Genomic DNA, 1387 nt, shown 5'->3' with positions numbered 1-1387 from the left:
TAGACTTCAGGAAATAACCTTCAATCTTGGGATAACTCTCACCAGCCTTCTCAGAAGGCTGGCGGTCTCAGCCCCCTTTTAGGGGGCTTAAAGCAAAACCACGTTCTACGAACGTGGATCATTTACTCGAACCGACACGCTGGCCGACCCTCTGCGCAACTCGATGGCACTGCCCATGGTGTTGCGCAGAGCGGTCGCAGCGTGCAAACCATCAGGAAGCACCATCTCAATGCTGATAGCCAACTCACCAACCACACCCACGGACTCGCCGTCTGACTCCCACGCCCTGACTTGCACGCGCAGCGCAAGCGGGCGGGGGGAATGTCCTTGTAGCACGTCATAACACGTCATTAAAAAAGGGTAGTTAAAAACGAAAAGTTATAAAAAGGATTTTTGATATGAAACATTTGGAACGTTATGAACCCTCAGCGGATGGTAAGACCACAAATCAACAGGATAAGGGACTTTTGTTCGTTCATCCCAAATTCGGGAAAGTTCAGGATCTCTACCTTGATAACTTCCAGATTGTCGGAACCTATGTTGATACCTTACGACAACTGTTTAAGGGAGCCATGAATCTGGATTTCCTGACGGACATTGAGGACTCTCTGAGTTTTGGTGAGAAAACCTTTCGGTTCGTCGGCCATGACTGGATACTGGGCAAGAGTGGTAAGGCATCGGGTTACCAGTACCGGCTCCAGAACAATCAACTGGGAGTCATTATCTTCTGCAAAATGTTCCACTCCAAGGCGGAGTCCATTGGCTCTCATTTGAAAATTGAATGTTCTCCGTGGTTCCTGGATAACCAATCTCCGAAAAAGGTGGATCAATTCCTGGCAAATATAGCCAAGAAGGTACTTCGGTGTGCAGAGCCCCATTATCCTGCGATTCATTTGGCGGTAGATGTACAGGGCTGGAAACCGGATAATGATCTGTCAGAGAGAATGACCTGTAAATCAAGAAGGGTTTCTAACTACTTCGGAATTGATAAGGCTGAGTTTACGGTATCGGATGTCTCCTGTGTCTATGATCGTGCCCAGTCCTTTAAATTCGGCTCTGCGGGTGCAGTCCAGCTGGCAATCTACAACAAGACCATACAGGCAAGGGATATTGATAAATTCGACTACATGGAACACGAATGGCAGGAGAGCACCCAACTTGATGATGGTTCCAGTGGTTATGATCCTGAGTCTGATGTATTCCGGTTTGAAGTACGATTCCATCACTCCGTAATCCAGCAGTTCGCTTTGGGAACCTGTAATACCAATCGCATTTTCTAAATCCTTAAGCTGCCGCCAACTATGCTTAGGCATCATTACCATGCATTATCTAGAACAGATGTCTCGTCGACCACAGCTACCCGAAGGTTTTAATGATGTTGATTTTC

Annotated in this window: 2 protein-coding genes; one reads left to right on the top strand and one right to left on the bottom strand. The window is 47.2% G+C overall.

Going from position 1 to position 1387, the window contains the following annotated elements; all coding sequences use genetic code 11:
• Nucleotides 1-105: 105 nt before the first annotated feature.
• A complete protein-coding gene (locus AK963_RS32820) occupies nucleotides 106-297 on the bottom strand; it encodes a hypothetical protein (protein ID WP_139117774.1) in 192 nt (63 codons plus the stop codon).
• A gap of 101 nt (nucleotides 298-398) precedes the next feature.
• Between AK963_RS32820 and AK963_RS28995 the strand changes: the two genes are divergently transcribed.
• Nucleotides 399-1280 carry a hypothetical protein gene (locus AK963_RS28995; protein WP_066018728.1) on the top strand — a complete coding sequence of 294 codons (882 nt, stop codon included), beginning with the start codon at nucleotides 399-401 and terminating at the stop codon, nucleotides 1278-1280.
• Nucleotides 1281-1387: the final 107 nt, after the last annotated feature.

Source organism: Endozoicomonas atrinae (assembly GCF_001647025.1).
GTDB lineage: Bacteria > Pseudomonadota > Gammaproteobacteria > Pseudomonadales > Endozoicomonadaceae > Endozoicomonas > Endozoicomonas atrinae.
The sequence above is the reverse complement of the archived record's forward strand: the minus strand, read 5'-3'. Positions and strand labels throughout refer to the sequence as shown.

Excerpts from the sequence above, each read along its gene's own strand:
- AK963_RS28995 (WP_066018728.1), top strand. The coding sequence starts at position 399 with ATGAAACATTTGGAACGTTATGAACCCTCAGCGGATGGTAAGACCACA.